This is a genomic window from Stenotrophomonas sp. KH_052 (assembly GCF_057838755.1).
The window spans coordinates 909,069-933,028 of the sequence record NZ_CM174475.1 but is presented as its reverse complement, the minus strand read 5'-3'; the positions used below and the strand labels follow the sequence as shown (position 1 = coordinate 933,028).

At 66.7% G+C, this 23,960-nt stretch carries 21 protein-coding genes; 7 read left to right on the top strand and 14 right to left on the bottom strand.

The window, feature by feature from the left end:
• Window positions 1-4 precede the first annotated feature (4 nt).
• The 5 genes from AC3ITW_RS04185 to AC3ITW_RS04165 all read right to left on the bottom strand — a co-directional run bounded on the left by AC3ITW_RS04185 (window position 5) and on the right by AC3ITW_RS04165 (window position 6,272).
• Window positions 5-784 carry a CvpA family protein gene (locus AC3ITW_RS04185; RefSeq protein WP_004145964.1) on the bottom strand — a complete coding sequence of 260 codons (780 nt, stop codon included), beginning with the start codon at window positions 782-784 and terminating at the stop codon, window positions 5-7.
• Window positions 785-830: 46 nt separating this feature from the next.
• A complete protein-coding gene (locus AC3ITW_RS04180) occupies window positions 831-1,871 on the bottom strand; it encodes an SPOR domain-containing protein (RefSeq protein ID WP_100434115.1) in 1,041 nt (346 codons plus the stop codon).
• 81 nt (window positions 1,872-1,952) lie between these two features.
• Window positions 1,953-3,224: a bifunctional tetrahydrofolate synthase/dihydrofolate synthase gene (gene folC / locus AC3ITW_RS04175; protein WP_100434114.1), complete on the bottom strand. Its 1,272-nt coding sequence runs from the start codon at window positions 3,222-3,224 to the stop codon at window positions 1,953-1,955.
• A 41-nt stretch (window positions 3,225-3,265) separates the two neighbouring features.
• A complete protein-coding gene (locus AC3ITW_RS04170) occupies window positions 3,266-3,910 on the bottom strand; it encodes a histidine phosphatase family protein (RefSeq protein WP_010483945.1) in 645 nt (214 codons plus the stop codon).
• A 199-nt stretch (window positions 3,911-4,109) separates the two neighbouring features.
• Window positions 4,110-6,272, bottom strand: coding sequence for a S46 family peptidase (locus AC3ITW_RS04165; RefSeq protein ID WP_100434113.1), 2,163 nt, complete (start codon window positions 6,270-6,272; stop codon window positions 4,110-4,112).
• A gap of 259 nt (window positions 6,273-6,531) precedes the next feature.
• On the opposite strand from AC3ITW_RS04165, the gene tdh reads away from it, so the two are divergent.
• Window positions 6,532-7,554, top strand: a complete 1,023-nt coding sequence (tdh, locus tag AC3ITW_RS04160; RefSeq protein WP_100434759.1) for an L-threonine 3-dehydrogenase — start codon at window positions 6,532-6,534, stop codon at window positions 7,552-7,554.
• Window positions 7,555-7,715: 161 nt separating this feature from the next.
• On the opposite strand, the gene AC3ITW_RS04155 is transcribed toward tdh, so the two are convergent.
• On the bottom strand, window positions 7,716-8,411 hold the full coding sequence (locus AC3ITW_RS04155) for a TorF family putative porin (protein WP_100434112.1): 696 nt from the start codon (window positions 8,409-8,411) through the stop codon (window positions 7,716-7,718).
• Window positions 8,412-8,616: 205 nt separating this feature from the next.
• Between AC3ITW_RS04155 and kbl the strand changes: the two genes are divergently transcribed.
• On the top strand, window positions 8,617-9,825 hold the full coding sequence (gene kbl / locus AC3ITW_RS04150) for a glycine C-acetyltransferase (RefSeq protein WP_100434111.1): 1,209 nt from the start codon (window positions 8,617-8,619) through the stop codon (window positions 9,823-9,825).
• A gap of 99 nt (window positions 9,826-9,924) precedes the next feature.
• On the opposite strand, the gene AC3ITW_RS04145 is transcribed toward kbl, so the two are convergent.
• From AC3ITW_RS04145 to AC3ITW_RS04130, 4 genes are all read right to left on the bottom strand, one after another.
• Window positions 9,925-10,260, bottom strand: a complete 336-nt coding sequence (locus AC3ITW_RS04145) for a hypothetical protein (protein WP_005412356.1) — start codon at window positions 10,258-10,260, stop codon at window positions 9,925-9,927.
• Window positions 10,261-10,348: 88 nt separating this feature from the next.
• Window positions 10,349-11,155, bottom strand: coding sequence for a pseudouridine synthase (locus AC3ITW_RS04140; RefSeq protein WP_202908171.1), 807 nt, complete (start codon window positions 11,153-11,155; stop codon window positions 10,349-10,351).
• Between the two features lie 20 nt (window positions 11,156-11,175).
• On the bottom strand, window positions 11,176-11,682 hold the full coding sequence (locus tag AC3ITW_RS04135) for a hypothetical protein (protein ID WP_012510168.1): 507 nt from the start codon (window positions 11,680-11,682) through the stop codon (window positions 11,176-11,178).
• A 229-nt stretch (window positions 11,683-11,911) separates the two neighbouring features.
• Window positions 11,912-13,000 carry an OmpA family protein gene (locus AC3ITW_RS04130; protein WP_004145719.1) on the bottom strand — a complete coding sequence of 363 codons (1,089 nt, stop codon included), beginning with the start codon at window positions 12,998-13,000 and terminating at the stop codon, window positions 11,912-11,914.
• 357 nt (window positions 13,001-13,357) lie between these two features.
• On the opposite strand from AC3ITW_RS04130, the gene AC3ITW_RS04125 reads away from it, so the two are divergent.
• The 5 genes from AC3ITW_RS04125 (at window position 13,358) to AC3ITW_RS04105 (ending at window position 18,812) form a co-directional block, all read left to right on the top strand.
• On the top strand, window positions 13,358-14,377 hold the full coding sequence (locus tag AC3ITW_RS04125; protein WP_004145718.1) for a zinc-binding alcohol dehydrogenase family protein: 1,020 nt from the start codon (window positions 13,358-13,360) through the stop codon (window positions 14,375-14,377).
• 237 nt (window positions 14,378-14,614) lie between these two features.
• Window positions 14,615-15,256, top strand: a complete 642-nt coding sequence (yczE, locus tag AC3ITW_RS04120) for a membrane protein YczE (protein ID WP_065722661.1) — start codon at window positions 14,615-14,617, stop codon at window positions 15,254-15,256.
• Window positions 15,257-15,329: 73 nt separating this feature from the next.
• Complete coding sequence (locus AC3ITW_RS04115) at window positions 15,330-17,360, top strand: NADPH-dependent 2,4-dienoyl-CoA reductase (protein WP_100434109.1); 2,031 nt, start codon at window positions 15,330-15,332, stop codon at window positions 17,358-17,360.
• 297 nt (window positions 17,361-17,657) lie between these two features.
• The gene (locus AC3ITW_RS04110; protein ID WP_004145661.1) at window positions 17,658-18,116 is read left to right on the top strand and encodes a cell wall hydrolase; all 459 of its coding nucleotides are present in this window, start codon (window positions 17,658-17,660) and stop codon (window positions 18,114-18,116) included.
• An 84-nt stretch (window positions 18,117-18,200) separates the two neighbouring features.
• On the top strand, window positions 18,201-18,812 hold the full coding sequence (locus tag AC3ITW_RS04105) for a glutathione S-transferase N-terminal domain-containing protein (RefSeq protein ID WP_004145642.1): 612 nt from the start codon (window positions 18,201-18,203) through the stop codon (window positions 18,810-18,812).
• 78 nt (window positions 18,813-18,890) lie between these two features.
• Here AC3ITW_RS04105 and AC3ITW_RS04100 read toward each other — a convergent pair whose 3' ends face one another.
• The 4 genes from AC3ITW_RS04100 to AC3ITW_RS04085 all read right to left on the bottom strand — a co-directional run bounded on the left by AC3ITW_RS04100 (window position 18,891) and on the right by AC3ITW_RS04085 (window position 23,880).
• Entirely contained in the window at window positions 18,891-19,946 is a 1,056-nt protein-coding gene (locus AC3ITW_RS04100) for a suppressor of fused domain protein (RefSeq protein WP_100434108.1), read from the bottom strand.
• 33 nt (window positions 19,947-19,979) lie between these two features.
• The gene (locus AC3ITW_RS04095; RefSeq protein WP_100434107.1) at window positions 19,980-20,495 is read right to left on the bottom strand and encodes a hypothetical protein; all 516 of its coding nucleotides are present in this window, start codon (window positions 20,493-20,495) and stop codon (window positions 19,980-19,982) included.
• A 222-nt stretch (window positions 20,496-20,717) separates the two neighbouring features.
• On the bottom strand, window positions 20,718-22,598 hold the full coding sequence (prpE, locus tag AC3ITW_RS04090; RefSeq protein ID WP_100434106.1) for a propionate--CoA ligase: 1,881 nt from the start codon (window positions 22,596-22,598) through the stop codon (window positions 20,718-20,720).
• Window positions 22,599-23,265: 667 nt separating this feature from the next.
• A complete protein-coding gene (locus AC3ITW_RS04085; RefSeq protein ID WP_004145563.1) occupies window positions 23,266-23,880 on the bottom strand; it encodes an RluA family pseudouridine synthase in 615 nt (204 codons plus the stop codon).
• Window positions 23,881-23,960 lie beyond the last annotated feature (80 nt).

The following is a 23,960-nucleotide window of genomic DNA, read 5'->3' as shown; positions in this document are numbered from 1 at the left end:
CCAGTTACAAGGAAGGTGGCCGTACCTGGCCGCGGTGGTCGCCGCGCGCGCGGTCGACATTGGCCGGATCGCCCGGCTCGATACTGTCCGGCAGTGCTGGGGCGTCCGGACGCACTTCGGCCGGATCGTAGGAATCGCCCTGTTCCGCTTTCGCAGGCCGCAGCCATCCGCTGCCTGCCACTACCTGGTTGAGGATGCCATTATCGCCTGCCGCGCCCGGCTTTCCCAACCCGGCGCCTGCGTTCTTGCCCAACTCCATCAATGCAGATGGGGACAGCGCGTCGGTCGGCAAGGCCTTGGGCAGCAGATCGGCCCCGGGAACCTGCCAGTGCGGCAGCTTGCTGTTCATCCAGGCCACGGTGGGGTTCAGCAGCGGGCGCACCGCCGAACGCTGCCAGGACGGCTCGGCGGTCAGCGGGGTGAAACTGCCCAGCAGCAGCAGGATCGCGGCGATCAGGCCGCCACGGACAACGCCCAGCACCCCGCCCAGCAGGCGGTCCAGGCTGGTCAGCATGCTGCGATGGACCAGGGCCTTGATGACCATGCCGATCACCGCGACCACGATCATCACGCCGATGCCGACCCCCAGGTAGCCACCGACGAAGTGCTCGCCACCCGGTGCAGCCGGTGCGGCCCACCAGTGGGCCGCGTCATTGCCGAAGGCGAAGGCGGCCCACGCGGCCAGCAGCCACGACAGGGTGCCGATGACGATGCCGACGAAGCCGCGCAGCATCCCAAGCAGGGCCGAGGCGGCGATCACGATCAGCAGCACCACGTCGATCATGGCGCCCCGCTCCTTCGGCGGCGCTGGCAACGGGGCTGCGCGTGGGTCATGGGTGCGGTCGCACCATGCCGGCCACGCCGACCTTGGCGGCGACCTGCGCCTTCAGCTGTTCGGCGTCGGCGCGGTTGGCCACCGGTCCGACGCGGACACGATGCAGGGTGCCCTTTTCAGTGCGCACCTGTTCGACAAAGGCGCTGAAGCCAGCGGCGCGGACCTTGTCGCGCAGGGCATTGGCATCGTTGGCCTGACCGAACGCGCCCAGCTGTACGGCAAAGCCGACGCCGCTGGCGGCAGGTGCTGCCGGTGTGGTCGGCGCCGTCGCCGGCTTGCTGGCCGCGGTTTCCGGCTTGGGCTCAGGCTTGGCTTCCGGCTTCGGTGCCGGCTTCGGCGGTTCCGGCTTGGCCACCGGGGTGGTGGTGGCGGTCGGCGTGCTCGGCGGCAGGCTTTCGCTGCGCACCGGATTGCCAGTGGCCGACGGCGCGGTGGCCGCCGCCGGGGTGCTCGCACTCGCCGGCGCAGGCGCCGGGATGGCGGCAACTGCAGCGTTGCTGCCCGTCGCCGCATCCAGGGCAATGACCTCAGCCTTCACATCGGCGCGGATCTTTACCGCCTGCAGCCGGGCCGCCTCGGCCTGGGCGCGGTCAGCATACGGCCCGACCCGCACGCGCCATGCCTGGCGGCCGTTGATGGTGGCGCTCTCAGCGAAGCCCGGCAGCTGCGAACGCTTCAGGTAGGCGATCACCGCCTCGGCGTCGGCCTTGCTGCCGTACGCACCGAAGGTGACCGCGTAGTTGCCGGCGGCCACCGCAGGCGAGGTGTCCACTGTCGGCGGCGTGGCCGGCGCGGCAGCATCCGGCAGCGGCTTGGCCTGGCCGGTCTGCAGGCCGGTGGCACCGCCCGCCGGCGCAACCAGCGGCAGTTCGCGGGTTTCGAACTGGCCATCGGCTGGCGCATCCGGCGCGGCGATCGGCACATTGGCCACGCCACTGTCCGGGGCCGGCCCCTTGACCAGCATCGGCAGGAAAATCACGGCCAGCGCTACCAGCACGATGGCACCAATCAGACGCTGTTTCAGAGGCGTATCCACGTGAGGCAGGCAACTGTCCGGGGGTTGCGGTCGATTATACGGGTGCCGGACCGGACGGCGTCGGCGTTGGCTGAACGTGGATCAGGCCGGGTCCCGCAGCCACTTCAGGGCCGCGGCGGCGGTATGGAACGAGCCGAACACCAGCACCCGGTCGCCACGCCGGGCCTGGGCCAGCACCTGCACCAGGGCCTGTTCGACGCTGTCGGACAGCTGTGCGGTGGCGGCAGCGGTATCGGCCAGACGTGCCTGCAGCTGCGCCGCGCTCTGCCCGCGCGGGCCATCCAGGCTTGCCAGGGTCCACTCGCCCACTACGTCCTGCAGCGCCTGCACCACGCCCGCCGCGTCCTTGTCCTGCAGCGCGGCGTACACCGCCAGGGTACGGCCAGGTACCGCCTCGGCCTTCAGCGCGCGCGCCAGCTGGCCGGCCGCCTGCGGGTTGTGGCCGACGTCGACGCGGATCTGCACGCCATCGCGCTCGAACGCCTGCAGGCGGCCGGCGATGCGGGCGGCGGCCACGCCTTCGGCCCACGCCGCGCGCGGCACCGGCTTGTCCAGCGCACGCAGTGCAGCGATCGCGGCACCAGCATTGGCCAGCTGGATCGGCCCGGCCAGCGCAGGGGTCGGCAGCTCCAGGCGGGTACCGACATCGCGCCAGCGCCAGCGCTCGGCATCGATCGGTTCGTAGAAGTAGTCGCTGCCGCCGCGGATCGCGTTGGCACCGACCAGGTAGGCTCGCGCCAGCACGCTCGATGGCGGATCAGTCTCACCCAGGATCACCGGCTTCCAGCCGCGGATGATGCCGGCCTTCTCGGTGCCGATCGCTTCGCGGTCATCGCCCAGCCATTCGGCGTGATCGATGTCCACGGTGGTGATCACCGATACATCGGCGTCGACGATGTTGACCGCATCCAGGCGGCCACCCAGGCCCACTTCCAGCACGGCCAGATCCAGCCCGGCGTCGGCGAACAGCTGCAGCGCAGCGAGCGTGCCGTACTCGAAATAGGTCAGCGTGGTGTCGCCGCGCGCGGCTTCGACAGCATTGAACGCAGCAACCAGCGCCGCATCGTCGACATCCTGGCCATCGATGCGCACGCGCTCGTTGTAGCGCAGCAGGTGCGGCGACGTGTACGCGCCGACCTTCCAGCCGGCAGCACGCGCGATGGCCTCGATGAAGGCCACGGTGGAACCCTTGCCGTTGGTGCCACCGACCACGATGGTGCGCCCGGCCGGTGCACTCAGGCCCATCGCGGTGGCGACGGTGCGCACGCGCTCCAGTCCCATGTCGATAGTCGCCGGGTGCTGGCGTTCAATGTAATCCAGCCAATCGGCCAGGGTGGTCGGGGTGTTCGTCACGGCAGCGGTTCCAGCAGAAACAGGTGGTTCGATGGGATGGATCAGAGAGCGCGGTGCTTGGCTTCGCCGAAGAACGGCGTGTGGTGGGCGCAGTCGTTCAGGCGCACCACTTCCAGGCTGTCCAGATCGGCGCCTTCGAGCAGGTTGAGCGTGGTCGGTGCCTGGCGGAAGGTCCACAGGCGGGAAATCGGCAGGCCCAGCACCTTGCACAGGATCACGCGGTTGACCGCATCGTGCGCAACCACCAGCAGCGTGTCGTGCTCGCCGAGGCCTTCGGTAGCACGGGCCAGGCCACGCCAGCTGCGTTCCAGCACCAGGCGCAGCGATTCGCCGCCGGGCATCAGCACGGTATCGGGCTCCTCGCGCCAGGCCTGCAGGCGCGACGGATCCTTTTCGTTGATCTCGCTGGCGAGCAGGCCTTCCCACTCACCGTGGGCGATTTCCTGCAGCTCCGGCTCGGTCAGCAGCATGTCGGCACGCGCGGCGCCAAGCGCCAGCTGTGCGGTGCGCTGGGCGCGCGACAGCGGCGAGGCGACGGCACGGGTGATGTCCACCGAAGCCAGGCGGGCACCCAGTGCCTGGGCCTGGGCTTCACCGATCGGCGAAAGCGGAATATCGATCTGGCCCTGGTAGCGGCCTTCGGCGTTCCACGGCGTTTCGCCGTGGCGGGCAAGCAGGATGCGCATGCGTGCAAGGGGTCCTGGGGGAGGAGGTTTCCGCGTTTCGTTCACATCCTGTGAAGTACGCGGAACAGGGATGATACCTGTTCGGCGCACCGGGCCGGGCCGGGCATGAAAAAACCCCGCGACGTGGGTCGCGGGGTTTCGGAAACTCCGGTTGTCTGGTCGAGGTTGCCGGCCAGCGGCCGGCACTACCGCAACCGGTTTATTTCGCCAGGTTCAGTTCCTTCAGCAGCTGCGGCGCCGGCGCCACTTCCTGCATGATCCACTGCATGTAGCGGCTGTCGACGGCGATCATGCGGGTCATCACCGGGTCGAACACCCAGTTGGAGCTGACCGATTCCCAGTTGCCATCGAAGGCCAGGCCGACCAGCTTGCCATTGGCGTCCAGCACCGGCGAACCGGAGTTGCCACCGGTGATGTCCAGGTTGGACAGGAAGTTCACCGGCACCGAACCGATGCGCTTGTCTTCCAGGCCACCGTAACGCTTGGCCTTGACCGCATCGAGCAGCGCCTTCGGCGAATCGAACGGATCTTCACCGGTTTCCTTCGCTGCCACGCCTTCCAGGGTGGTGAACGGGGTGTACTTCACGCCGTCCTTGCCGTAGCCCATGACGTTGCCGAAGGTGATGCGCAGCGACAGGTTGGCATCCGGATAGACGAACTCGCCCTGGCTCTTCTTGTAGTCGGCCACGGCCTGCAGGTACAGCGGGCGAGCGGTCAGCGATTCGCCTTCGCGGATCTTCTTCTGCTCTTCCTGCTTCAGCAGTGCCGGCATGACGGCCACGGCGTACTGGATGGCCGGATCGTTGCTGGCTTCGAACGCAGCGCGGTCGGCCTTGAACCACTTCAGGCGGGTGTCCAGGCTGCCCAGCTCGGTGCCGCCCAGCTTGTTCACCAGCGACTTCACCGCAGCGGCATCGCTGCCGGCCAGCCACTTGTTCAGCACTTCGTTGTCGCGCTGCGCGGCCGGCAGGGCCACGTACTGGTCCAGCCAGTAGGTCTGCAGCTGCTGGTCCATCTTTGCCACGTAGCGACGGTCCATCTGCTTCAGGCCACCTTCGATGGTGGTCAGGTCGCGTTCCTGGTAACCGGCTTCGCGCTCGGCATCCGGCTTGCTGCGCTCGATCGACAGGCGGTACAGGGTGATCGCTGCGCCAACGGCCGAGGTGTTGTTGAACTGGCCGACGAACAGGTCGCGTTCGCGGGTCGACTTGCTGGTATCCAGATGCTTGAGCAGCTGCGCGTGTGCGGCCAGCGCCGGCTTGCCGGCAGCACCCTGCTTCTTCAGCCAGGCCAGCACGGCGGCTTCTTCAGCCTGCTTCTGGCCGGCGGCGTCGATGCGCTTGAAGCCTTCCAGCTGGCCCAGGTAGTTCTTGGCCACGTTGTTCATGCTGGCGGCAGTGGCGGCGTACTTCACCTTGACGTCGGCGTCGGCCTTGCCAGCATCGGCGATCATCTTCAGCACTGCGTTGTAGTGCTTGGCGATGGTCGGGTAGGTGAAGCTGGCGGTTTCGTTGAACTCGCCGGCCAGTGCGTAGCGGTTGGTGCGGCCCGGGTAGCCGGCCACCATCACGAAGTCGTCGGCGCCCAGCGGCTGGTCGGCGAACTTCAGGAAGTGCTTGGGCTGGTAGGGCACGTTGTCGGCGGCGAAGGCGGCCGGCTTGCCGTCCTTGCCGACGTAGGCACGGTAGAAGGAGAAGTCGCCGGTGTGGCGCGGCCACATCCAGTTGTCGACGTCGCCACCGAACTTGCCGACGCTGCCCGGGGGCGCGTAGACCAGGCGCACGTCCTTGATTTCCATGTTGCGGAACAGGCGGTAGGTGTTGCCGCCGGAGAAGCTGTACAGGCGGCAGCGGAAGCCGGCATCGGCTTCACAGGCGGCGACCTGGGCCTTGTCGAACGCGTCCAGCGCGCGGCTGCGGGCCAGCGGATCGTTGCCGGCGCCAGCAATGGCGGCCTTGGCCTGGGCGGTGACGTCGGTGATCTGGTCGAGCACGAACACGCGGGCGTTCGGGCCGGCGCTCAGTTCATCCTTCTGGGTCGGCGCGTTGAAGCCATCCTTGATCAGGTTCTTCTGCGCGGTCGAATTCAGCTGGATGGCGCCGTAGGCGCAGTGGTGGTTGGTGACCACCAGGCCCTGTGGCGAGACGAAGCTGGCGGTGCAGCCGCCGAGGGCGACGACCGCGCCCATCGGGTCGCCGGTCAGGTTGGCCAGCTGTTCCGGGGACAGCTTCAGGCCGGCCTTCTGCAGCGGGCCGGCGATTTCCGGCAGCTGCTGCGGCACCCACATGCCTTCAGCGGCATGGGCGACCTGGGCCAGCCCGAGGCTGGCGACGATGGAGAATGCAAGCAGGTTCGAGCGCATGGAGCGGCCCCTGGTAGTGGAACCTTCGATTGTAGCCCGCCACCCTGCCCCGACCCGAACCCCGGAAGTCATGGGCCAGGCGCACCGATGCCCTCCGCCGGGCATGGCCCGGCGAGCGCAGCGGCGTTGTTCGAAACGCCCGCCAGCACACGCCTTTCGTTCCGCCACTGCACCCGCAGCGCAACATGGGAATTCCGCGCGGGCCTCTATAATCCGCGTTTTCCCCCTGATGAGTTCCACCCCGATGGCGCAGCAAACGATGAAGGCCCTGGTCAAGCGCGAAGCAGCCAAGGGCATCTGGATGGAAGAGGTTCCGGTGCCGACCCCGGGCCCCAACCAGGTGTTGATCAAGCTGGAAAAGACCGCGATCTGCGGTACCGACCTGCACATCTACCTGTGGGACGAATGGAGCCAGCGCACGATCAAGCCGGGCCTGACCATCGGCCATGAGTTCGTCGGCCGCATCGCCGAGATCGGCCCGGGCGTGACCGGCTACGAGATCGGCCAGCGCGTCTCGGCCGAAGGCCACATCGTCTGCGGCCATTGCCGCAACTGCCGTGGCGGTCGCCCGCACCTGTGCCCGAACACCGTCGGCATCGGCGTCAACGTCAACGGCGCGTTCGCCGAATACATGGTGATGCCGGCCAGCAACCTGTGGCCGATCCCGGACCAGATTCCGTCCGAGCTGGCCGCGTTCTTCGATCCCTACGGCAACGCCGCGCACTGCGCGCTGGAGTTCAACGTGATCGGTGAAGACGTGCTGATCACTGGCGCCGGCCCGATCGGCATCATCGCCGCCGGCATCTGCAAGCACATCGGTGCGCGCAATGTGGTGGTGACCGACGTCAATGATTTCCGCCTGAAGCTGGCCGCCGACATGGGCGCCACCCGCGTGGTCAACGTCGCCAAGACCTCGCTGAAGGACGTGATGAAGGAGCTGCACATGGAAGGCTTCGACGTGGGCCTGGAAATGAGCGGCAACCCGCGCGCGTTCAACGACATGCTCGACTGCATGTACCACGGCGGCAAGATCGCCATGCTCGGCATCATGCCCAAGGGCGCCGGCTGCGACTGGGACAAGATCATCTTCAAGGGCCTGACCGTGCAGGGCATCTACGGCCGCAAGATGTACGAGACCTGGTACAAGATGACCCAGCTGGTGCTGTCCGGTTTCCCGCTGGGCAAGGTGATGACCCACCAGCTGCCGATCGATGATTTCCAGAAGGGCTTCGACCTGATGGAAGAAGGCAAGGCCGGCAAGGTGGTGCTCAGCTGGAATTGACCCTTCGGGTCAATTCCCCCGCAGGTTTCCTTATCCCCCGCGCCGTCGGCGCGCCCCCTTGAACAACAAGGGGGCTCTCCCCCAGCCGGGGTGAGGCATGCTGCTGGAATTGAAAAAGGCGCCCATTGGGCGCCTTTTTCGTGGACATCAGCGAAGGCGCATCAGTTACCGATCGCGACGCTCAGCATCACGCGGCTGTGGGCCAGCTTGCCGGAGTTGTCGCGGCCGTTGCCGTCGGTGCCGTAGTAGCCCAGGCCGACCTTGGCCATCCCGAACTGGCGCTCAACGCCGACATTCCAGTCGGTGTAATCCTTGGCGATGCCGTCTTCAAACGTGCTGCGGCCGACGTTGGCATTCAACGTGAACTCCTTCGGCAGGCCCCAGCTGCCGCCCAGGCCGAAGTACCAGCCATCGGTGCTACTGTTCCATACATCGTTGGTGTAGGCCACCGTCAGCTTGTAGGTGTCATCCAGCGTGGTGGTGGTGATCAGCTCGTTGTAGTTCTGGCGGCTGGACTTCAGGTAGGTGTAGCGATTCAGCAGCACGTCGACGTTGACGCGCTCGGTGACGTCCACGCCGTAGCCGATCAGGTAGTCGACTTCGGTCTTGGGATCGCCGGCACCGAAGTCCACGCCCGAGCCCCAGACGCCGGCATACAGGCCGACCGGGCTGGTGTAGGTGAAGCCAGCCTGCAGGGTCGGATCCTCATCGGTCTGCGACACACCACGGAACAGGTAATCGGAAACAGCGGTGACGTTCCAGCTGTACGGCGATTCGTTTTCCTGGGCGCTGGCGGCGAACGGGGCGGCCAGGGTCAGGGCAGCGGCAATGGCGAGGCAGGCACGGGCGTGCTTCATGAGCGTCTCCGGTGGGGGCGGTGGCGTGGAAGGCGGGAGCGGGCGTAGCGGCCGGGGCGGGACAGCTCCGGTTCACGAATTCTTAACCAGTTTGCTATTGCGATGCAACATGTGCCGGCCGTGGCGATGCTCCGACCGGGCCGGTTGGTGAGCGGCGATGCCCGGTAGAATCAGCGGTTTCCCCGTTCAGAGCCGTGCCCACGCCATGACCGACGCCTCCTCCGCCCTGACCCGCCACTATGCCGAGGAACTGGACGCCATCCGCGCCCAGGGCCTGTTCAAGTCCGAGCGGATCATCACCAGCCCGCAGTCGGCCGAGATCACCCTCGATGACGGCCGCACGGTGCTGAACTTCTGCGCCAACAACTACCTGGGCCTGGCCGACCATCCGGACCTGATCCAGGCGGCCAAGGACGCACTGGACAGCCACGGCTTCGGCATGGCCTCGGTGCGTTTCATCTGCGGCACCCAGGACCTGCACAAGCAGCTGGAAGCCCAGATCGCCAGCTTCTTCGGCAAGCAGGACACCATCCTGTACGCGGCCTGCTTCGATGCCAACGGCGGCCTGTTCGAGCCACTGCTCGGTGAGAACGACGCGATCATTTCCGACGCGCTGAACCATGCCTCGATCATCGACGGCGTGCGCCTGTGCAAGGCCAAGCGCTTCCGCTATGCCAACTGCGACATGGCCGACCTGGAAGCGCAGCTGCAGGCTGCGGATGCCGCCGGCTGCAAGACCAAGCTGATCACCACCGACGGCGTGTTCTCGATGGACGGCTTCATCGCCCCGCTGGACGAGATCACCGCGCTGGCGAAGAAGTACAACGCGCTGGTGCACATCGACGAGTGCCATGCCACCGGCTTCCTTGGCGCCACCGGCCGCGGTTCGGCCGAGGTGAAGGGCGTGCTGGAAAAGATCGACATCATCACCGGCACCCTCGGCAAGGCCATGGGCGGTGCGCTGGGCGGTTTCACCTGCGCCAGCGCCGAAGTGATCGAACTGCTGCGCCAGCGCTCGCGTCCCTACCTGTTCTCCAACTCGCTGCCGCCGCACGTGGTTGCTGCCGGCATCAAGGCCTTCGAGATGCTGGCCGCCGCCGGTGACCTGCGCGGCACCCTGGCCGAGAACACCGCTTACTTCCGCGAAAAGATGACCGCCGCCGGTTTCGACGTGAAGCCGGGCGTGCACCCGATCAGCCCGGTGATGCTGTACGACGCACCGCTTGCGCAGAAGTTCGCCGAGCGCCTGCTTGAGGAAGGCATCTATGCGATCGGCTTCTTCTTCCCGGTGGTGCCCAAGGGCCAGGCCCGCATCCGCACCCAGATCAGCGCAGCGCATACGCGTGCGCACCTGGACCGCGCCATCGATGCGTTCACCCGCATCGGCGTCGAGCTGGGCGTGATCAAGGGTTGAACAACGGTAGCGCCGGGCCATGCCCGGCGGCTTCCTGATATCCGCGCTATGCGCTAGCCGGGCATGGCCCGGCGCTACCGAAATGACGCGCTCTGCGCGTCATTTCTTTTTCTTCTTGCCCTTCGGTTCGTCCTTGCTGGCCACCACCACCGGCTTGGCGGCGGCATCCTGGCCGTTGCCCTTGGCAACGCGGATCCCGTTGGCCTTCATCCAGGCATCGAATTCGTCGGCGGTCATCTTCTTGTCGCCGTTGCTCATCAGGAAGCGGTAGCTGCCGCGACCGTCCAGTTCCGGGGTCTTCACTTCCACCACCGGGGTTTCGGCAGGCGTTTCCGCCTTGGCCACTTTCTTGTGGCCGCCACAGGCCGTGAGCAGCACCATCGGCAGCAGCAGGCCTGCGCAGCGCAGGGTTTGGTTGAGGGTCGGGTGGTACATGGTGGGCAGGCTCCGTTCGGGAAATTCAACAACCAGGCGCCCCCTACGCCTGGAACGGTGGCCGGCAGTTGCCGGCCGCAGGCGATGATCAGCCCGCTGCAGCGGCCCCCAGCCGCTGCTGGTCGCTGACCTCAAGCACCCGCCACTGGCCCTTGCCGAGATCGCCGAGCGTGAGCTCGCCGATCGCAACCCGGACCAGGCGCAGCACTTGCAGGTCGAAAGCCGCCAACAGGCGACGGATATGGCGGTTGCGACCCTCGTCGAGGACCACCTCCAGCCACGCGGTCTTGTCGCCGCTGCGCAGCACGCGCACGGCCAGGGCGACCAGGAATTCGCCCTCGTCTTCGACACCGGCGCGCAGCGCGGCCAGGGTGTCCTCGTCGGGCAGGCGGTCCACCTGCACGTGATAGGTCTTCTGCGGCCCGGTCTCCGGATCGGTCAGATGCGCGGCCCACTGCGGATCATTGCTGAACAACAGCAGGCCTTCACTGGCCTTGTCCAGGCGCCCGACCGGTGCGATCCACGGCAGGCCGGCACCATCGAAACAACGGTAAACCGTGTCACGTCCACGCTCGTCCTGAGCAGTAGTGACCACCCCGCGCGGTTTGTTGAGCATCAGGTACAGGCGCTGCGGCGCAGCCATCGGCTGGCCGTCGACCTCGATCGGCGGTGCCGGGCTGGCAATTGGAAATTCAGGATCACGGACGATGCGACCAGAGACGCGTACGCGCCCTTCGGCGATCCAGCGCGCGGCCTCGCTGCGCGAGCACACGCCGGCCTTGGACAGCACGCGCGCCAGGCCATGGCGCACACCACTGGAGGCGTTCGGGTTCGCACGCCCACGCGGGGCGTGGGAGCGGGCGGCGGGGGCGGCAGGTGGGCGGCGCGTGCGCAAGCCTCTGCTCCCCGCGTCGCTTACTTCTTGTCGACCGGCTTGGTCTCAGCCGGTGCTTCGGCTGGGGCCGGAGTGGCGGCCGGAGCCGGACGCGCCTTGACCACGCGCACGCCACGCGCCTTCATCCAGGCGTCGAACTCCTCGGCGGTCATGCGCTTGCCGTTCTGGCTCATGTCGAAGCGCCAGGGCGTGTTGTCGAATTCGGTCTGCGGCTTGTAGGCCGCCGGATCGTTCGGCTTCACCGCCGGTGCACTGGGAATGGCCTTGGCGATGTTCTGGCAGCCATCGATGCGCAGTCGCTGCAGCACCTGGTCCAACGACTGCGACGGGTCGTAATTGCCGCTCAGCACGCCGGCCGGCATGCCCAGCTGGTTGCCGCGGATGTACAGCTCGTCAGCCACCGGTGCAATGGTCGTGGCCGGCAACGGCAGCGGCGAGGCGCTGGTATTGACCGAGCAATCGACCGCAGCGTGGGCGGCGGGAACCAGGGCCAGTGCCAGGACGGCGGCCGATGCAGAGCGCAGCATGAAGGGCATCCAGGAAAGGAAGTAACGCGGCGAGTTTAGCAATGCCGCGACAGCTTTCAAGCGCCACTTTCAATGAATACAGCAACTCATTGGTTTTATAAGAAAATTACCGACGAACGGTCGACCACTGACGGGCGATTCCGGGGGTTCTGGACATTCCGGGCCGCAGAAACAACAAGACCCGGCCGAAGCCGGGTCCTGCTGTGTCCTACTGGCAGAGCGTCAGAACTTAGTTCTGGACGTTCAGCTCGGTACGACGGTTCTTGGCGCGACCTTCCGGGTTGTCCGAACCATCCGGGTTGGTGTTCGGAGCAATCGGACGGCTCTCACCGTAGCCGATCGGGCCGACCAGACGACCGGCGTCAACGCCGTTCTTGGTCAGGTAGTTGTACACGGCGGTAGCGCGACGCTCCGACAGCTTCTGGTTGTAAGCGTCGGTACCCTTCGAGTCGGTGTGACCGGCAACTTCAACGCGCAGATCCGGGTAACGCTTCAGGATCTCGGTGGCTTCGCTCAGGATCGCCACGGCGTCCGGACGCAGGTTCGACTTGTCGAAGTCGAAGTTGACGCCCTTCAGGTCGATGGAGACCGGCACCGGGCAACCGTCCGGACCGATGGTCTGACCCGGCTGCGAGTTCGGGCACTTGTCGTCGCAGTTGTTGACGCCGTCACCGTCGTCATCCAGGTCGGCGCAGCTCGGGGCAACCGGAGCCGGAGCCGGAGCAGCCGCGACCGGAGCCGGGCCCAGCGGGATCACGACGCCGACCGAAGCCAGCACGTCGCCGAACCAGCTTTCGTCCTTGGCAGCGACGCTCTGGTCGTCGAAGTCAGCGCGGTAGGCCACTTCGGCGCGCACAGCAACGCGCTTCTCGAAGGTGGTCTGCAGGCCGACGCCGAGCTTGGCGGCAACGTTGCCGTCCTTGCGGTCAGCCAGGCCACCGCCGATCGGGTTGTACTCTTCTTCCGACTTCTGGTAGCCCAGGCCACCGACGATGTACGGGTTCCAGCCGCGGCCTTCCTTGATGAAGTGGCGACGCAGATCCAGCGAGACGCCGTACTGCGACCAGTTCTTGTCCTTGTTCGAATCGAAGTTCGGGTTCTGATAGTTCAGCTCACCGTCCAGCGACCAGTTCGGGCTGATGAACTTGCCCAGACCCAGGGTCACGAACGGAGCGTCATTGGTCAGACGGTCGCTGTCCTGGAAGTTGAAGCCGGCCGAACCGGTCAGGTACCAGCGGTCATCGAACTCCTGCGCGGAAGCAGCCTGGGCAAAAGCCAGACCACCCAGCAGCGCGGCAGTAAGGATCTTCTTGTTCATTGAGTACAGCTCCTATTTCGGGGGTATGAAACCGGTAGAGGCATGGGCCAGCACTACTGCGTCGAAGCTCGACAGCCGATTCAGCACGCCACCGCCGCGAACATTATGCTCAGGCGGGTGAAGGTCATGTTAACAGTCCCGTAACATGTGAAGTGTTGTGCCCGACCCTCCACCGGTCCGACGTTGAAACCCTATACAGGATGATGAAAATCCGCAAGACCCTCGCGCTGCAAGGGTTTGACGGGGTTTAAGTGCGAAAAGCGACATTCTTCGCCACACATTGCATCACGCGATTCAGCGCGTTCGCGGAAAGGTGAGGAACCTTATGATGCAGACACGAACCCAGCCGGAGCCGAGATGAAAGCCGTCGCCCTGAGTCGTGAATCCGCCCCTGCCCTGCACGATATCCATCTGCCTCCACCGCTGCCTCCGGGCGGCCGCGACCTGCTGATCCGGGTCGAGGCGATCTCGGTCAACCCCGTCGACAGCAAACAGCGCGCCGCCACCGATCCGGCCACGCTCGACGCCCCCCGCGTACTCGGCTGGGACGCCGCTGGCGTGGTCGAGGCGATCGGCGACGAGGCCAGCCTGTTCGCCTCTGGTGATGAGGTCTACTACGCCGGCGATGTCACCCGCCCAGGCTGCAACGCGCAGTATCAGCTGGTGGACGAGCGCCTGGTGGCACGCAAACCGACCACCCTCGACTTCGCCGAGGCCGCTGCGTTGCCATTGACCACCCTTACTGCGTGGGAACTGCTGTTCGAGCGGATGCCCCTGCGGCTGGATGACCGTCGCCAGTCCGGCCAGCACCTGCTGGTGATCGGCGGCGCAGGGGGCGTCGGCTCGATGGCGATCCAGCTGGCCCGTCACGCCGGCTTCGAGGTAATCGCCACCGCATCCCGCGAGGCCTCGATCGACTGGTGCAGGCGCATGGGCGCCCAGCACGTGATCGACCACCGGCATCCGCTGCTGCCACAACTGCAATCGCTGGGCATCGATGCGGTGCAGGTCGCACTCAACCTGGCCGACACCGACCACTACTGGGACGAATTGGGTCTGCTGCTGGCGCCGCAGGGACATGTCGGCCTGATCGTCGAACCACGTGGCCCGCTGCGCATCGGCGATCCCTACAAGGCCAAGTGCATCGGCATCCACTGGGAATTCATGTTCGCGCGCTCGCGTTTCGCCACGGCCGACCGCATCGAGCAGCACCGTATCCTCAGTCGTGCGGCCAGCATGATCGATGCCGGCCAGTTGCGCGGCACCCTGAGCGAAACGCTGGGCACGATCAATGCGGCGAATCTGGACATCGCGCATCAGCGTCTGGCCAGCGGACGCACGCTTGGCAAGCTGGCGCTGGCCGGCTGGGGCGAGTGAGCGGTCAGGTAGAAACGCGTCCACACTCGGCTGGGCTCGAATGCTGATGTAGAGCCGAGCCCATGCTCGGCTGGCAGGCGCCAGGCAAAAGCAGCCGAGCGCAGGCTCGGCTCTACAGAACAGCCCCACATGCAGGCTCGACGCTACCTGTGGCGGCGGATTGACCTGCATCTGTATCTATGGAAGTTGCTGATCCGGGATTACGGTGGAAACAGACTCTCCTCCCCCGAGCCTCCCATGCCCACCGCCCTGCCCCTGCGCCTGCTGCAACTGATCGTCGGCCTGTTCCTCTATGGCTTCGGCGCCTCGCTGATGATCCGTGCCGCCATCGGCGTGGCGCCGTGGGATGTGCTGTCGCAGGGCATCGCCGCGCAGACGCCGCTGTCCTTCGGCCTGGCCACCAACGTGATCGGCGCACTGGTACTGCTGCTGTGGTGGCCACTGCGACAGAAGCCAGGCGCGGGAACCGTGCTCAACGTGATGCTGATCGGCCCGTCCGCGCAGTTCGGCCTGTGGCTGCTGCCGCCAGCAGTCGGCCTCGGCTGGCAGCTGGCGATGTTCTGCGCCGGCATGCTGCTGGTTGCGCTGGCCACCGGCCTGTACATCGGCGCCAGGCTCGGCCCGGGCCCGCGCGATGGCCTGATGACCGGACTGCACGCCCGTACGGGCTGGCCGATCTGGAAGGTGCGCAGCCTGATCGAAGGCAGCGTGCTGCTGCTGGGCTGGTGGCTGGGCGGTGATGTCGGCCTGGGCACGCTGGCCTTCGCCCTGCTGATCGGCCCGCTGTGCGGCGTGACGCTGGGCTGGTTCGGGATTGGTCGTCCCGCGGTGGGTAGCGCCGGGCCACGCCCGGCGAGCGCGCAGCGCGGCCAGGGGTAGCCGATTCGCCAGCCCTTGCCCCGGCCGCCATTTCGCGGCACGCTTCGCGCTTCCGTACGCAAGCGTATCGACCATGTCGCCAGCCAACGAAAGCGCCTATCCCCACCTGTTCGCCCCGCTGGACCTGGGCTTCACCCAGCTGCGCAACCGCGTATTGATGGGCTCGATGCACACCGGCCTGGAAGATCGCGCCCGCGACTTCCCGCGCCTGGCCGCCTACTTCGCCGAGCGCGCCGAGGGCGGTGTCGGCCTGATCGTGACCGGTGGCTTCGCCCCGAACGTGGTCGGCTGGCTGAAGCCGTTCGGCGGCAAGCTGTCCTGGCCATGGGAGGTGCGCCCGCATCGACAGCTGACCGCCGCCGCGCACCAGCACGGCGCGAAGATCTGCCTGCAGCTGCTGCATGCCGGCCGCTATGCCTACCACCCGCTGTCGGTGGCGCCGTCGAAGCTGAAGGCGCCGATCAACCCGTTCACCCCGCGCGCGCTGTCGGCCGGTGGCGTCGAACGTCATATCGCCGACTACGCACGCAGCGCGAAGCTGGCCCGCGAGGCCGGCTACGACGGCGTCGAAGTGATGGGCTCGGAGGGTTACCTCATCAACGAGTTCATCGCACCACGCACCAACAAGCGCGCTGACCAATGGGGCGGCGACGCCCGCCAGCGCATGCGCTTCGCAGTGGAGATCGTGCGCCGCATCCGCGAGGCCTGCGGTCCGGACTTCATCATCATCTACCGCCTGTCGCTGGTCGACCTGGTGGAAGACGGCAGCAACTGGGAGGAGATCGTGCAGCAGGCGCAGGCCATCGAGGCTGCCGGCGCGACCATCATCAACTCGGGCATCGGCTGGCATGAAGCGCGCATTCCGACCATCGCCACCTCGGTACCGCGCGCGGCCTTTGCCGGGGTTACCTCCAAGCTCAAGCCGCACGTCAAGGTGCCGCTGGTGGCGACCAACCGCATCAACATGCCCGACGTGGCCGAGCGCATCCTGGCCGGCGGCGGCGCCGACATGGTGTCGCTGGCGCGGCCGCTGCTGGCCGACCCGCAATGGCCGAACAAGGCCCGCGCCGGCCGTGCCGAGGCGATCAACACCTGCATCGCCTGCAACCAGGCCTGCCTGGACCATGTGTTCGAGAACAAGCTGGCCAGCTGCCTGGTCAACCCGCGTGCCGCGCACGAGACCGAACTGGTCTACCACCCCACTGCCGCACCGAAGAAGATCGCCGTGGTCGGCGCCGGCCCGGCCGGCCTGGCCTGCGCCACCGTCGCTGCCCAGCGTGGCCACCAGGTCACCCTGTTCGATGCCAACGACGAGATCGGCGGCCAGTTCAACGTGGCCAAGCGCATCCCGGGCAAGGAAGAATTCCACGAGACCCTGCGCTACTTCCGCCACACGCTGGGCGAGACCGGCGTGCAGCTGCGCCTCGGCACCCGCGCCGATGCCGCCAATCTGGCCGGCTTCGACGAGGTGGTGCTGGCCACGGGAATCACCCCGCGCAAGGTCGACTTCCCCGGTGCCGACCACGCCAAGGTGGTGAACTACCTGGACGTGCTGCTGGGCCGTGTCGAAGTCGGCGCCAATGCAGCGATCATCGGCGCCGGCGGCATCGGCTTCGACGTCGGCGAGTTCCTCAGCCATTCGGGCGAGTCGCCGTCGCTGGACCCGCAGCGCTGGATGGCCGAATGGGGCGTAGACGCCACCTTCGAGGCCCGCGGCTCGCTGGCCCGGCCGCAGGCCGAGGCGTCGCCGCGCCGGTTGTGGCTGCTGCAGCGCAGCCCAGGCAAGCCCGGCGCGCGGTTGGGCAAGACCACCGGCTGGATCCACCGGGCCACACTGAAGGCCAAGGGCGTACGCATGCTCGGCGGCGTCGAGTACCTGGGCGTGGACGACGAAGGCCTGCGCATCCGCGTTGAAGGCAGCGAACAACTGCTGCCGGTCGATCACGTGGTGATCTGCGCCGGCCAGGAGCCGAACCGCACGCTGCAGGCCGAACTGCAGGCCGCCGGCATCAACGCGCAGCTGATCGGCGGTGCCGATGTAGCCGCCGAACTGGATGCGAAGCGGGCCATCGACCAGGGCAGCCGGATCGCCGCTGCGCTTTGATGAGCACCTGAATGGGGGGCGGAATGTGATTTCCGTCACCCCTGTCGAACCTGAATGTCAAGCCTGGCGATTCACGATGCGTTCGGCTATCCCCCCCTACCTTGCGCCATCTTTCCGCTCACCAGCCAGTTTCCGGTGAGCCGGCGCGGCCCCCTCGATCGGTACTGATCGTTCTTTTGGGGCTGCCCACGGGGCGGCCCCGATGGCCGCCTCCCCATGACGCCAAGTCGTACCCCGCCTCCTGTCGCCCCCACGGCCGGAACCGGAGCGTGCGGCCCATACGGAGCAAGGAGTTATATGAAACTGGCCTGGATTCTCTGGCTGTCGCAGTTGTTGCCGCAGCCGGCCGCTGATTCATTGTGTTTGAGCACCACCGTGTACCTGGAAGCCCGCGACCAGACCCTGCGTGGCCAACAGGCCGTGGCCGAGGTTGCCCTGCGCCGCCTCGACAGCGGCCTGTGGGGTGACTCGATGTGCCAGGTGGTCACCGCGCGCAAGCAGTTCGCACCGACCATCGTCTCCCCCGGCACCCAGCTGGGCAACGACGCGGCCTGGAGCGAGGCGATGAACGTGGCCTTCGACGCCGAGCGCAACTGGGCGCTGCCGGCCGGCGAGCGCCGCGAGATCGTGCCCGGTGCCAGCCACTTCGCCGCGCTGGCCATCGCCAGCCCGAACTGGCGCAACGCTTACCAGGTGGCCACCATCGGCGATCACACCTTCTATAAGGTGCAGAACCTCAAGCCACGGCAGTCGTAACGATCCGTGCTGGCGGCAGCGTTGCCGCCCGCCAGCAAGCTCTGGGATAGTGGGGGTTTCCCGCCCGCATCACCTGGAGTTCCCATGAAGCTGTACAGCAAGCCCGGTGCCTGTTCCACCGCCGACCACATCGCCCTGCAGTGGACCGGCCAGCCGTTCGAGGTTGAACTGCTGAACAAGGACACCCTGAAGGGCCCGGAATTCCTCAAGATCAATCCGGCCGGTGCCGTTCCCGCACTGGTCGATGGCGACTTCGTGCTGCTGCAGAACGCCGCGATCATGGGCTACATCGCCGACAGCTTCCCGCAGGCCGGCCTTGGCGGCGACGGCAGCCCGCGCCAGCGCGCCGAAGCCACCCGCTGGCTGGCCTTCGTCAATTCCGATGTGCATCCGGCATTCTCGCCGCTGTTCGCGCCGGGCAAGTTCATTGCCGACGAAAGCCAGTTCGATGCGATCCGCGCCGCCGCACACAAGCGCCTGCGCGGCCTGTTCGAGACCGCCGACAAACAGCTGGCCGATAAGGCCTGGCTCGCCGGCTTCCGCAGCTTCGCCGATCCGTACTTCTACATCACCCTGCGCTGGGCCGCCGGCACCAAGGTCGACCTGTCCGGCCTGGACAACCTGGCCGCCTACAAGGCGCGCATGGACGCCGACGCTGGTGTGCAGGCCGCGCTGAAGGCCGAAGGCCTGGCCTGACCTGCCCCCGGGTTTGAGCCGGGGTCGGATCCGTCTGCGCAGCAGGCGGCTCTGACCCCATCAGCCCCATCGATCCGCTCAGCCGATCTGGCGGATCACCTCGCCCTTCGCATCGCGCAGGTAGGTCGGCACCACTTCGATGCGCAGCGCCGCCGCCACCGGGTAGATGCCGCGCTCGGCACGCACGCCCTCCAGGGCCTGCAGTCCCGCCTCGTCCAGTGCCCAGCACGCGCTGTCGGCGGACACGTCGCCGGCTTCACCGCGCCCGGCCGGGATGAACTCCCACTGCCGCTCGCGGCTGACCAGTTCCAGCGATTTGCCGTGGCGCAGGCGCAATGGCAGCAGCTCGCACACGCTGGCCACCTGGCCCGCACCGAGCACCAGGGTGGTGACGCCCGCCTCCTGGCGCCAGTCCAGCGTCTCGATGAACAACATGCCGGTGCTGGAGCCTTCGCGCTCGCTGCCGGCCTGCACCTGTGCAGCCAGTACCGGATCCTCCAGCAGGTTGCCGCGATGCAGGTCGCTGATCCACAGCGGCATCGCCGGCTGCAGCACCTGCAGCACGCCGCGCGTCGACCAGCGTTTGACCGCCTCCATTTCTTCATCAGTCAACCCGACCAGCTGCAGGAACTGCAGATGACCGTTGGCGGTATCACGCGCGGGAAGCTGCGGGTCGGCGATGAAGGCGAGGTGGCACAACCGCGTGTCGGTCTCCAGCGCGATCGGGCCATTGGCATTGAGGTGGTGACCGTCCTCGAACACGTTGCCGCTGCCGAACACATAGCGCGCCAGGTTCTGCAGCAGGTTCATCGGCCACACCGGCGGCTCACTGCCTGCGCTCTCGCCGGCGCTCGCAGCCAAGCGGAACGTCAGTTCGAAGCCATAACCGCTGGTAGCGGCATCGCTGCTTTCCTTGGCGTACAGCTCGGAGAAGCCATAGGTGATGTAGTGCCAGTGCCGGACCGGCGCATCCGCCCAGTACACACTGATGCCATCCAGGGGATCCTGACCGCCCAGCGTGTAGGGCAATGCAGTGCCGTAATGGCGCGGTTCCTGGCCGGCATGCAACGGCGCAAGCGCGGCGTTGATCGCGTCCCAGCCGGGGGTATCGGTGTCGTCGTGGTCGTCCTGCACGGGAGACTCCTTGTGGGAAGTAAACCGATCACTTTACGCGGTGGCTGAGGCCTGTACGACCTCGCTGCTGCCACTCGCCAGTGCCGCCTGGGTTTCCTGCCACCAGCGCTGCGCAAGCGCCGGGCTGCGCGCCTTGCCGACGGCCGCCAGCAGCTCCGGGCACAGGCGCTCCAGTGCCAGCGCATCGGTGCAGCGTTCGATCCTCAACTGCATGAAATAGCCCTTCAGGCCCAGATGGCGGCGTACCGCCTCGCTCATCGCGTCGTACAGCTGCTGGTACAGCGCCGGGTCCTGTTCGCGCCCGGTACTGATGCCACTCAGCGGTGTCACCTCTGCACTTCCGCCGATCACTTCGATCAGGCCCTGCGCTGACAATTGCTCCAGTGCATCGGGGGGTGCACGCAGGCCTTCGAACAGGCCGCGCAATTCAGTGTCATCGCGATGGCCATCGACCATCAGCAGGATCGAACGCAGTGCCGCCGGCAGGCGCCGGCCACGGTCCTCGATTTCCTGGCGGCCAGCGGCCGTCTTGGCGTGCAGCAATGCCATTGCTCCCCCTTCCCTCGATGCGCGATGCCTGCGCGCCCTGGTGGGCGCGCTCCCCTGTGTGACATCCCCGGACGGCACGCGCCTTCCCCGGCGCGCGCCGCGTGTTGCAGGTCGATGACAGGCCGAGCTTAGCGCAAGTGCTGGACACAGAGGGTAGTGCCGGCCGCTGGCCGGCAATCCCATCAATCCCGAGGTTGCCGGCCAGCGGCCGGCACTACCAGATCAGCGGCCCAGCGCGCGGCGGATCTCCTCCAGCGCTCCGGGATCATCCAGCGTCGACAGGTCACCCGGGTCGCGCTGTTCGGCCAGTGCCTGCAACGAGCGCCGCAGCAGCTTGCCCGAGCGGGTCTTGGGCAACGCGTTGACCACGTGCACGTGCGCCGGGCGCGCAACCGCACCGAGCGAGGCGGTCACCGTGGCCATCATCTCGGCCACCACCGGCGCCGGATCCTCACCATCGAGGCCCTGCTTGAGGGTGACGAACACCAGCGGCACCTGCCCCTTCAGTTCATCCTTGACCCCGATCACGGCAGCCTCGGCCACACGTGGATGGCTGGAGATGGCTTCTTCAATCTCGCGCGTACCCAACCGGTGACCGGCCACGTTGATCACATCGTCGGTGCGGCCGAGGATGAAGGTGTAGCCATCGTCATCGCGGATCGCCCAGTCCAGTGAGCTGTACAGCAGCTCCTTGAAGTGGCTGAAGTAGCTCTTCAGGAAGCGGCTGTCGTCGTTCCACACCGTGCTCATGCAGCCCGGCGGCAACGGCGGGGTCATTACCAGCACGCCCTTCTGCCCCGGCGCTACTTCCTCGCCGGTGTTCTCGTCGATCACCTTCATCCGGTAACCGAGGTTGGGGAAGCCCGGCGAACCGAAGCGCACCGGCTTCATCTCCAGGCCAGGCAGCAGGGTCAGCGCCGGCCAGCCGGTTTCGGTCTGCCAGTAATTGTCGATGATCGGCTTGCCGAGCGCTTCACTGATCCAGTGCGCGGTCGGCTCGTCCAGCGGCTCGCCGGCCAGGAACAGGTACTTCAGCGCGCCCAGGTCGTGGCGATGGATGAAGTCCGCGTCGTGCTTCTTCAGCACGCGGATGGCGGTGGGCGACGAGAACATCGTGCGCACGTTGTACTGCTCGCACAGCGCCCACCAGATGCCCGGGTCCGGGTTGGTCGGCAGCCCTTCGTAGAGCAGCGAGGTGCAGCCGCCGATCAGCGGGCCGTACACGTTGTAGGAATGGCCGACCGCCCAGCCGACATCGGAGGTGGAGAACATCACCTGCCCTGGCCGGCAGTCGAACACGGTCTCCATCGACTGCGCCATCGCCACCGCATAGCCGCCGACATCGCGTTGCACGCCCTTCGGCTTGCCGGTGGTGCCGGAGGTGTACAGCAGGTAGCTCGGCTCGCTTGATTCCAGCCACTGCACCGGCACATCGGTTTCGCCGATCTGCGCACGCAGGGTGGCGTATTCCACATCGCGCCCCGCCACACGCGGCTCGGCCGGGTCCAACCCACGCGACACGATCAACACATGTGGCGGCGGATTACTGGCCTCTGCGCAGGCCGCGTCGACCATCGCCTTGTACGGAATCAGCTTGCCGCCGCGCATGCCGGCATCGGCGGCGATCAGCAGTTTGGGCTTGGCATCGTCGATGCGCAGCGCCAGGTTGTGCGCGGCGAAGCCGCCGAACACCACCGAGTGCACCGCACCGATGCGCGCGCAGGCGAGCATGGCAAATACCGCTTCGGCCATGTTCGGCATGTAGATCACCACGCGGTCACCGTGACCGACGCCCAGGTGCCTGAGCACGGCGGCGAAGTCGTTCACTTCGCGATACAGCTGGCGATAGGTGATCTCGCGGGTGCTATTGGTCTCAGTGGAGATGGCGACCAGCGCCAGCTGGTCGGCGCGGTCGGCCAAGTGGCGGTCGACGGCGTTGTAGCAGAGATTGGTTTCGCCGCCGACGAACCAGCGCCGGAACGGCGGGTTGCTGTAGTCGAGCACCTGCTGCGGCGGTTTGTGCCAATGGATGCGCTTGGCTTCCTCGCCCCAGAAGGCCTCCGGCTCGTCGATCGAGCGACGGTAGGTTTCCTCGTAGTTCATGACGCAGCCCTCCCAGACAAAGTCATGGGTTCGAGGATAGTCCGGCGCTGCCGCGCGGGCCGCCCTACCTTGGTAGGGGGTGGGTTTGTTCTGCAGGGCTTGCAGCCCTGCACCTGCAGAATCAACGTCAAAGTCAACGTCAAAAGCTGGGCTATTGAGGGATGGCGGGGTGGGTCCGGTTGCGGGAGACGCCGTAAACCCATCCTTGGGGGCTTGGCCGCGGCATCCATGCCGCGGACACTCCCGCAACCGGACCCACCCCGCCTTCGACAGTTGGCCGCGATCTGTCGGAACGGCGTATTGACCTGATGGGTGTCGACCTTGGTCGACTGCTCTGGTAGGTGTCGACCTTGGTCGACACGGTAGATCCACGCCATGCGTGGATGATTCATTCGATATCTGAAAGAAAAATCGTGTCGACCAAGGTCGACACCTACCAACAGCCGCGCGGAACAACGGCCGCAGTTACCAACAGCCGCGGGAACCTGTCGAAGGTGGGGCGGTGTCGGAGTGCGGGGTGTCAGCCGCATGGATGCGGCTGCCAAGCCTACAGGGACGTACTTGCGGCGTCCCCGCACTCCGACACCGTCCCGCCAACCCACGGATAGCCCGCTTTTGACGTTGACGTTGATTCTGCGGGTGCAGGGCTGCAAGCCCTGCCGAACCCCTAGAACGGAGTCGCGGACTCGAACGCGAGCGCCTCGCCCGTCACCGGGTGGGTGAACTGCAGGCTGCGCGCATGCAGGTGCACGCGCTGCGCCGGTGCTGCGCCGTACAGCACGTCACCAACGATGGGATGGCCGAGACTGGCCATGTGCAGGCGCAGCTGATGGCTGCGGCCAGTGATCGGTTCCAACGCCACGCGGGTGCGCTGCGCTTCAACATCACGCGCCATTACGCGCCAGCGCGTCAGCGCCGGCTTGCCGCGTTCGTGGTCGACCATCTGCTTCGGCCGGTTCGGCCAGTCCACGATCAGCGGCAGGTCCACTTCGCCGGCATCGCCTTCAAGCAGCCCCTCCACGATCGCTTCATAACGCTTGCCAACCTGGCGCTGCTCGAACTGCATCGACAACGCCGCCTGCATGTCCTTGCCGCGCGCGTGCAGCAGCAGGCCCGAGGTCACCTGGTCCAGGCGGTGCACGGTCAGTGCGTCCGGGTACAGTGCCTGCAGCCGCGCGACCACGCAGTCCTGGTTCTCGGCGCTGCGGCCGGGCACGGACAGCAGGCCGGCCGGCTTCTCGGCCACCAGCAGCGCGTCGTCGATGTAATGCAGGTGGATCATGCGGTTCCAGGAACTCCAAATGAAAACGGGGAAGCCGAAGCCTCCCCGTTTTCTGCGTACCGACCAGCGGTCGGTACCTA

What these genes read in the sequence shown, in the direction of transcription:
- AC3ITW_RS04185 (WP_004145964.1), bottom strand. Translation starts at nt 784, where the DNA reads ATGATCGACGTGGTGCTGCTGATCGTGATCGCCGCCTCGGCCCTGCTT.
- AC3ITW_RS04170 (WP_010483945.1), bottom strand. Translation starts at nt 3,910, where the DNA reads ATGCGCATCCTGCTTGCCCGCCACGGCGAAACGCCGTGGAACGCCGAA.
- AC3ITW_RS04165 (WP_100434113.1), bottom strand. Translation starts at nt 6,272, where the DNA reads ATGCGCTCGAACCTGCTTGCATTCTCCATCGTCGCCAGCCTCGGGCTG.
- tdh (WP_100434759.1), top strand. Translation starts at nt 6,532, where the DNA reads ATGAAGGCCCTGGTCAAGCGCGAAGCAGCCAAGGGCATCTGGATGGAA.
- AC3ITW_RS04155 (WP_100434112.1), bottom strand. Translation starts at nt 8,411, where the DNA reads ATGAAGCACGCCCGTGCCTGCCTCGCCATTGCCGCTGCCCTGACCCTG.
- kbl (WP_100434111.1), top strand. Translation starts at nt 8,617, where the DNA reads ATGACCGACGCCTCCTCCGCCCTGACCCGCCACTATGCCGAGGAACTG.
- AC3ITW_RS04145 (WP_005412356.1), bottom strand. Translation starts at nt 10,260, where the DNA reads ATGTACCACCCGACCCTCAACCAAACCCTGCGCTGCGCAGGCCTGCTG.
- AC3ITW_RS04135 (WP_012510168.1), bottom strand. Translation starts at nt 11,682, where the DNA reads ATGCTGCGCTCTGCATCGGCCGCCGTCCTGGCACTGGCCCTGGTTCCC.
- AC3ITW_RS04130 (WP_004145719.1), bottom strand. Translation starts at nt 13,000, where the DNA reads ATGAACAAGAAGATCCTTACTGCCGCGCTGCTGGGTGGTCTGGCTTTT.
- AC3ITW_RS04125 (WP_004145718.1), top strand. Translation starts at nt 13,358, where the DNA reads ATGAAAGCCGTCGCCCTGAGTCGTGAATCCGCCCCTGCCCTGCACGAT.
- yczE (WP_065722661.1), top strand. Translation starts at nt 14,615, where the DNA reads ATGCCCACCGCCCTGCCCCTGCGCCTGCTGCAACTGATCGTCGGCCTG.
- AC3ITW_RS04115 (WP_100434109.1), top strand. Translation starts at nt 15,330, where the DNA reads ATGTCGCCAGCCAACGAAAGCGCCTATCCCCACCTGTTCGCCCCGCTG.
- AC3ITW_RS04110 (WP_004145661.1), top strand. Translation starts at nt 17,658, where the DNA reads ATGAAACTGGCCTGGATTCTCTGGCTGTCGCAGTTGTTGCCGCAGCCG.
- AC3ITW_RS04105 (WP_004145642.1), top strand. Translation starts at nt 18,201, where the DNA reads ATGAAGCTGTACAGCAAGCCCGGTGCCTGTTCCACCGCCGACCACATC.
- AC3ITW_RS04095 (WP_100434107.1), bottom strand. Translation starts at nt 20,495, where the DNA reads ATGGCATTGCTGCACGCCAAGACGGCCGCTGGCCGCCAGGAAATCGAG.
- prpE (WP_100434106.1), bottom strand. Translation starts at nt 22,598, where the DNA reads ATGAACTACGAGGAAACCTACCGTCGCTCGATCGACGAGCCGGAGGCC.
- AC3ITW_RS04085 (WP_004145563.1), bottom strand. Translation starts at nt 23,880, where the DNA reads ATGATCCACCTGCATTACATCGACGACGCGCTGCTGGTGGCCGAGAAG.